The sequence below is a fragment of the Vibrio sp. R15-SG3-ISO1A genome, from assembly GCF_059833955.1.
In genome coordinates this window covers 142,108-148,512 of record NZ_JCBDGH010000088.1, presented here as the reverse complement: position 1 = coordinate 148,512, position 6,405 = coordinate 142,108, and the positions used below count along the sequence as shown (strand labels likewise).

The following is a 6,405-nucleotide window of genomic DNA, read 5'->3' as shown; positions in this document are numbered from 1 at the left end:
AGAGCGCTGTTTCGTGAAGTGATCAAAGCCAATGGCGTAGGGCCAAAACTGGGTCTCGGCATTTTATCGGGTATGACGGCGAGTCAGTTTGTCGCCTGTGTCGAGCGAGAAGATGTCTCTACCTTGGTCAAATTGCCAGGAGTTGGCAAAAAAACCGCAGAACGATTGGTGGTTGAGATGAAGGATCGCCTCAAAGGCTGGGGGGCGGGCGACTTGTTCACGCCACATACTGATGCCGCGCCGATGGATTCGGCGACACAATCAAGTCAATCGAACGCGGAAGAAGAGGCGATCAGTGCGCTGCTTGCGCTTGGCTATAAGCCAACCCAGGCGTCTAAAGTGGTATCGCAGGTGAAAACGCCAGAGATGAGCAGCGAAGAATTGATTCGTGAAGCGCTCAAATCTATGGTCTAGCCCATTGAAAGGTAAACAGTCATGATTGAAGCGGATCGCCTAATTGCCCCAGACAATGCTGTCTACAAAGAAGAAGACGTCATTGACCGTGCAATACGCCCGAAAAAGCTCGAAGATTACCAAGGCCAGGATCATGTCCGTGATCAAATGGAAATTTTCATCAAAGCCGCCAATTTGCGCAGCGAAGCCCTCGATCACTTGTTGATCTTTGGTCCTCCGGGTCTAGGTAAAACCACGCTGGCGAACATTGTGGCTAACGAGATGGGCGTTAACATTCGTACCACCTCGGGGCCGGTGCTTGAAAAAGCGGGCGATTTGGCCGCCTTGTTAACCAATCTCGAAGAAAATGATGTGTTGTTTATTGATGAGATACATCGCTTGAGCCCAATGGTTGAAGAGGTGCTCTATCCTGCAATGGAAGACTATCAGCTTGATATCATGATTGGTGAAGGCCCGGCGGCACGGTCGATTAAAATTGATTTGCCTCCGTTCACCCTGATTGGCGCTACCACGAGAGCCGGGTCGTTGACGTCGCCACTGCGCGATCGTTTTGGTATTACTCAGCGTTTGGAGTATTACAAAATCGCCGATTTGCAGCACATTGTCCAGCGAAGTGCCGATTGTCTAGGGCTGTCGATGGATGCACAAGGGGCGCTTGAAGTCGCGCGCCGTGCGCGAGGCACGCCTCGTATCGCCAACCGACTGCTGCGCCGCGTACGTGACTACGCTGAAGTAAAAGGCGATGGTCATATTTGCGCTGACACCGCAGACAAAGCGCTCAATATGCTTGATGTTGATGCCAAAGGCTTCGATTACATGGATAGGAAATTACTGCTCGCCATTATGGAGAAATTTGGTGGCGGACCGGTTGGTCTCGACAACATGGCGGCAGCGATAGGTGAAGAGAAAGACACTATCGAAGACGTTCTTGAACCTTACCTCATTCAACAGGGGTATCTGCAACGCACACCAAGAGGTCGTATTGCGACTGATCGAGCTTATCTCCATTTTGGTATCGACAAGTCTTAGCGAGTCAATGCCCAATCGTGAATGAAAACTAAGTTTGCATAACCAGCTCCGATGAGCTGGTTTTCTATTTTTGGTGATCAATGTCACAAATGTAAATTCTTTGCTACCCCTTTATGGTTAATGAAATAAGGTGTTTTGTTAATCGCTTGTTCTGCATAAAAATGAATTCGACCCGTCTAATTACGCCCCATTAACATCCGCGCTGATTTTCTTTTGATGCAGATCAATTTGATGGAAAATTAATCAAAAATGCGGCACTAAAGTTGATACAAATCAAAGCGGACAGTTTCTATAAACCTTTTGAAACGCAGAATTTTTAGCAGTAATATTAGTTCCAGCTATATTAGCTGGTGCTTAACAATTAACTAACTGTTACGGTACATTTTTGCAACAGTAAGTCGTTATCTGATAACAACTTTTAAGATTGGGTAACGAATAATCATGCTGCATCAATGGAAGTAAAGTGTCTTCAGCCGGCACAAAAGGAGTAATCAATGTTCGATATTGACGTAGTGGATCTGTCGCGGTTGCAGTTTGCATTAACCGCGATGTATCACTTCCTCTTCGTACCGTTGACTCTCGGAATGGCGTTCTTACTCGCCATCATGGAGTCTCTGTACGTGATGACCGATAAGCAAATCTACAAGGACATGACCAAGTTCTGGGGTAAGCTGTTTGGTATTAACTTCGCCCTAGGTGTAGCAACGGGCCTGACCATGGAATTCCAATTCGGAACCAACTGGTCTTACTATTCTCACTACGTAGGTGACATCTTTGGTGCGCCTTTGGCCATCGAAGCACTGGTTGCCTTTTTCCTCGAATCCACCTTTGTCGGCTTATTCTTCTTTGGCTGGGACAGGCTCTCTAAGCGTCAACACTTAGCCGTCACTTGGCTCGTTGCGCTTGGTTCCAACTTCTCGGCGTTGTGGATCTTGGTAGCCAACGGTTGGATGCAAAACCCAGTCGGCGCAGAGTTCAACTTCGAAACCATGCGCATGGAAATGGTGAGCTTTGCCGAAGTGGTGCTCAACCCAGTGGCACAAGTTAAATTCGTTCACACGGTCGCTTCAGGTTACACGACGGGCGCTATGTTCGTGCTAGGCATCAGCTCTTACTACCTATTGAAAGGTCGTGACATTGCGTTTGCGCGTCGTTCGTTTGCGATTGCGGCTTCTTTCGGTATGGCGGCGATTTTGTCGACTATCGTCCTTGGTGATGAGTCAGGCTACGAATTGGGTGAAGTGCAGAAAGTGAAACTTGCGGCAGTTGAAGCTGAGTGGCACACAGAGCCAGCCCCAGCGGCCTTTACTCTGTTTGGTGTCCCTAACCAAGAGACCATGCACACCGATTACGCGATCAAGATCCCTTACGTCATGGGTATCATCGCGACACGTTCGTTTGATGAGGAAGTGACGGGTCTTCGTGATTTGCGTGATCAGCACGTGGACCGTATCCGCACGGGTATGCTTGCTTATGAGCTGTTAGAGAAGCTGCGCGCTGGTGACAAATCTGCTGAAAACGTCGCGGCGTTTGACGAAGTGAAGGGCGACCTTGGCTACGGCTTGCTGCTCAAGCGTTACACCGACAACGTTGTCGATGCGTCAGAAGAGCAAATTCAAGCGGCGGCGGATGACTCCATTCCTACTGTTTGGCCTCTATTCTGGTCGTTCCGTATCATGGTGGCGTGTGGTTTCATCATGCTGTTTGTCTTTGGCGCGGCGTTTATCCAGACCTGTCGTCAGAAAATCGAACAGAAAGCGTGGATCCACAAAGCGGCGCTATTTAGCATCCCATTGCCTTGGATTGCGGTTGAAGCGGGTTGGTTTGTCGCCGAGTTTGGTCGTCAGCCTTGGGCTGTGGGTGAAATCCTACCGGTTCACGTTGCTGCATCAGCGTTGACTGCGGGTGAAATCTGGACGTCGCTGTTTGCCATTTTGGCGCTTTACACCGTGTTCTTGATTGCAGAGGTCTACCTGATGGTGAAATTTGCACGCAAGGGACCGAGCAGCCTGAAAACAGGTCGCTACCACTTCGAGCAAGATGCTAACTCTGTTGAAGACAAAGTTAGTCGCCAAGTAGAAGCTTAAGGCAAGGAGAAACACAGATGTTTGAATACGAAATCTTGCGATTGATTTGGTGGGTACTGATTGGTGTTCTACTAATAGGCTTCGCCATTACTGACGGTTTCGATATGGGGGTCGGTGCACTGGTCCCTGTTATCGGCAAAAATGACAACGAGCGTCGTGTCATGATCAACTCGATCGCCCCGCACTGGGACGGTAACCAAGTGTGGTTGATCACCGCGGGTGGCGCGCTGTTTGCCGCTTGGCCACTGGTGTACGCGACCTCGTTCTCCGGTTTCTATCTGGCGATGATCGTGACGTTGGCAGCACTCTGGTTGCGTCCAATTGGTCTCGATTACCGCTCTAAGATTGAAGATCCTAAATGGCGTAACACTTGGGATATCTGTATCTCGATCAGCGGTTTTGTCCCACCGATTATCTTTGGTGTGGCGTTTGGTAACTTGCTGCAAGGGGTACCGTTCCAACTCAATGAGTTCTTGATGCCGACCTATCACGGTTCCTTCTTTGGCTTGTTGAACCCATTTGCTCTGCTGTGTGGCCTAGTGAGCTTGTTCATGATCATCATGCAAGGTGCAACCTGGCTACAGATGAAAACCACCGATGACGTGCATGCTCGTGCTCGTGGCGTGGCTCAACTGATGGGTCTACTGACAGCGGCTGCCTTCGTGGGCGCGGGTTTTTGGGTACAAAGCATTGATGGTTATGTGATCACTAGCGTGATTGATGGCAATGCGGCGTCAAACCCCCTCAATAAAGAAGTGGTGCGTGAAGCCGGCGCATGGATGAGTAACTTTGAAACCTACCCACTGATGTGGCTAGCGCCAGCACTGGGTGTGGTGATGCCTCTGTTGGCGGTGGTGGCGTCTCGATTTGAAAAAGGCGGCTTTGCCTTCTTGGCATCGAGCCTTGGTAATGCGGGCGTCATCTTGACCGCGGGTTTTGCGATGTTCCCATTCGTGATGCCATCGGATTTGATGCCAAGCCACAGCCTAACCATGTGGGATGCGACGTCATCTGAGCTCACACTGAACCTAATGACCGCGGTTGCGGCCGTGATGGTACCTGTGATTTTGGGTTACACATCGTGGACCTACTACAAAATGTTTGGCCGTCTCGATAATAAATACATCGAAGACAACAAAAACTCACTCTACTAAGGAGCAACAATTATGTGGTATTTCGCATGGATTCTAGGTGTACTCTTAGCGTGTGCGTTCGGCATCATTAACGCGCTTTGGTTAGAGCACTCAGAAATGATGGACAAAGACAGTGAGTAATCTCACTGCGCGTGTCACTAAGTGGCATGCGCCAATGGATAAGACCCTATTTCGGGTCTTATCTTTGGTGTTGGGTTTTTACCATGTCGCTATGGTGATGTGGGATCCAGAACGCTACGCTGCATCCATTGGCGGTTTTAATGCCTTGATCTCACCGCTGATGATTTGGGCCATTTGCTCAAGCATGGTGTATGGCATTGGCTTTAAGCCGCAGAAATGGGTTTGGCAGTGTCTGTTTAGCCCCTATTTCTGTTTGAGCATTTTGGGCTACCTCACCGCAGTCAGATTGCTCTAATCGCGATCCCCTCACCGCCGGCGAACCCGTCTGCTCATTCCATGAGCGAAATAGCACTACTGATTGAAAGGTAGTGCTATTTTTTTGTTTCAATCTTTGAAAAGCGCCGATAAGCCCTTGCGTAAACCCCAATGAGTTGCGTTATAGTAACAAACCGTTTGTGATGGGCTTGCGCCCTTTCTCCGGTGGGACCGATAGGCACAAGGAGCCGAGATGACATTTGAATGGCCAGTGACGGTCTACTACGAAGATACCGATGCCGGTGGCGTGGTATATCACTCCAACTACTTAAAGTACTTTGAACGCGCGCGAACCGAGCTACTTCGCACTATCGGCGTATCGCAACAGCGTTTACTGGAACAAAAGTTGGGTTTTGTAGTCCGACACATGGATATCGACTTTTTACACGGCGCGCGTCTAGACGACCATCTCAAGGTGCTGACGCGCGTCGAAGAAATCAAAAAAGCATCGCTCACATTCTGTCAGGAAATCGTTAATCCTGAAGGAAGGTCATTGTGTAAAACAATGGTTAAGGTAGCATGTATTGATAATGAGAAAATGAGGCCAACGGCGATACCTCAGTCAATAATTACGGAGTTTACACACGGTGACCGCTGATATTTCCATGCTGGATCTGTTCCTGCAAGCAAGCTTGTTGGTAAAAATGGTCATGCTGATTCTTTTGGGCATGTCGATTGCCTCTTGGGCGATGATCATCAAGCGCAGTAAAGTGCTCTCACAAGCCGCCAAAGAAGCGGAGACGTTTGAAGATAAGTTCTGGTCGGGCACCGATCTTTCTGTTCTTTATCAAGCGGCCCATAAGCGCAAAGATGAACTGGCCGGTACGGAAGAGATTTTCTACTCGGGCTTTACCGAGTTTGCTCGCCTACGCAAATCCAACGCTGATTCGCCAGACTACATTATGGAAGGCACGGGGCGCTCGATGCGCGTCGCCGTCGCTCGCGAAGTCGATGAGCTAGAAACACATCTGCCGTTTCTTGCGACCGTTGGCTCCATCAGCCCTTATATTGGTTTGTTTGGCACGGTTTGGGGCATCATGCACGCCTTTATTGCACTGGGTGAAGTGAAGCAAGCGACGTTAGCCATGGTGGCGCCAGGTATCGCCGAAGCATTGGTGGCGACTGCGATGGGTCTGTTTGCTGCTATTCCTGCGGTAATGGCGTACAACCGCCTGAGCAACAAAGTGGGCAAGCTTGAGCACAATTACGCCACCTTCTCCGAAGAATTCCACAGTATCTTGCATCGTCAAGCGATGGCCGGAAGAGACAAAGCGTCCAAGGAATAA

8 protein-coding genes are annotated in these 6,405 nt (G+C 49.6%); all 8 read left to right on the top strand.

All coding sequences use genetic code 11. The features are described from left to right. Positions 1-414, top strand: a 414-nt coding sequence (ruvA, locus tag AC6R0L_RS15950; protein ID WP_500629741.1) for a Holliday junction branch migration protein RuvA, incomplete at its 5' end; no start/stop codon positions are given. Between the two features lie 21 nt (positions 415-435). Further along, positions 436-1,443, top strand: a complete 1,008-nt coding sequence (gene ruvB, locus AC6R0L_RS15945) for a Holliday junction branch migration DNA helicase RuvB (RefSeq protein ID WP_500629740.1) — start codon at positions 436-438, stop codon at positions 1,441-1,443. 494 nt (positions 1,444-1,937) lie between these two features. After that, entirely contained in the window at positions 1,938-3,530 is a 1,593-nt protein-coding gene (cydA, locus tag AC6R0L_RS15940; protein WP_334550968.1) for a cytochrome ubiquinol oxidase subunit I, read from the top strand. A 17-nt stretch (positions 3,531-3,547) separates the two neighbouring features. Continuing rightward, positions 3,548-4,684 carry a cytochrome d ubiquinol oxidase subunit II gene (gene cydB, locus AC6R0L_RS15935; RefSeq protein WP_500629739.1) on the top strand — a complete coding sequence of 379 codons (1,137 nt, stop codon included), beginning with the start codon at positions 3,548-3,550 and terminating at the stop codon, positions 4,682-4,684. A gap of 12 nt (positions 4,685-4,696) precedes the next feature. Beyond that, positions 4,697-4,804, top strand: a complete 108-nt coding sequence (gene cydX / locus AC6R0L_RS15930; RefSeq protein ID WP_000270284.1) for a cytochrome bd-I oxidase subunit CydX — start codon at positions 4,697-4,699, stop codon at positions 4,802-4,804. Continuing rightward, the gene (gene ybgE / locus AC6R0L_RS15925) at positions 4,797-5,099 is read left to right on the top strand and encodes a cyd operon protein YbgE (RefSeq protein ID WP_500629738.1); all 303 of its coding nucleotides are present in this window, start codon (positions 4,797-4,799) and stop codon (positions 5,097-5,099) included. Before cydX ends, ybgE begins: the two co-directional genes overlap by 8 nt. Positions 5,100-5,312: 213 nt before the next feature. Next, positions 5,313-5,717: a tol-pal system-associated acyl-CoA thioesterase gene (gene ybgC / locus AC6R0L_RS15920; protein ID WP_334550962.1), complete on the top strand. Its 405-nt coding sequence runs from the start codon at positions 5,313-5,315 to the stop codon at positions 5,715-5,717. Further along, positions 5,707-6,405 carry a protein TolQ gene (tolQ, locus tag AC6R0L_RS15915; protein ID WP_500629737.1) on the top strand — a complete coding sequence of 233 codons (699 nt, stop codon included), beginning with the start codon at positions 5,707-5,709 and terminating at the stop codon, positions 6,403-6,405. The genes ybgC and tolQ overlap by 11 nt, the downstream gene beginning before the upstream one ends.

Excerpts from the sequence above, each read along its gene's own strand:
- ybgC (WP_334550962.1), top strand. The coding sequence starts at position 5,313 with ATGACATTTGAATGGCCAGTGACGGTCTACTACGAAGATACCGATGCC.
- ruvB (WP_500629740.1), top strand. The coding sequence starts at position 436 with ATGATTGAAGCGGATCGCCTAATTGCCCCAGACAATGCTGTCTACAAA.
- cydX (WP_000270284.1), top strand. The coding sequence starts at position 4,697 with ATGTGGTATTTCGCATGGATTCTAGGTGTACTCTTAGCGTGTGCGTTC.
- cydB (WP_500629739.1), top strand. The coding sequence starts at position 3,548 with ATGTTTGAATACGAAATCTTGCGATTGATTTGGTGGGTACTGATTGGT.
- cydA (WP_334550968.1), top strand. The coding sequence starts at position 1,938 with ATGTTCGATATTGACGTAGTGGATCTGTCGCGGTTGCAGTTTGCATTA.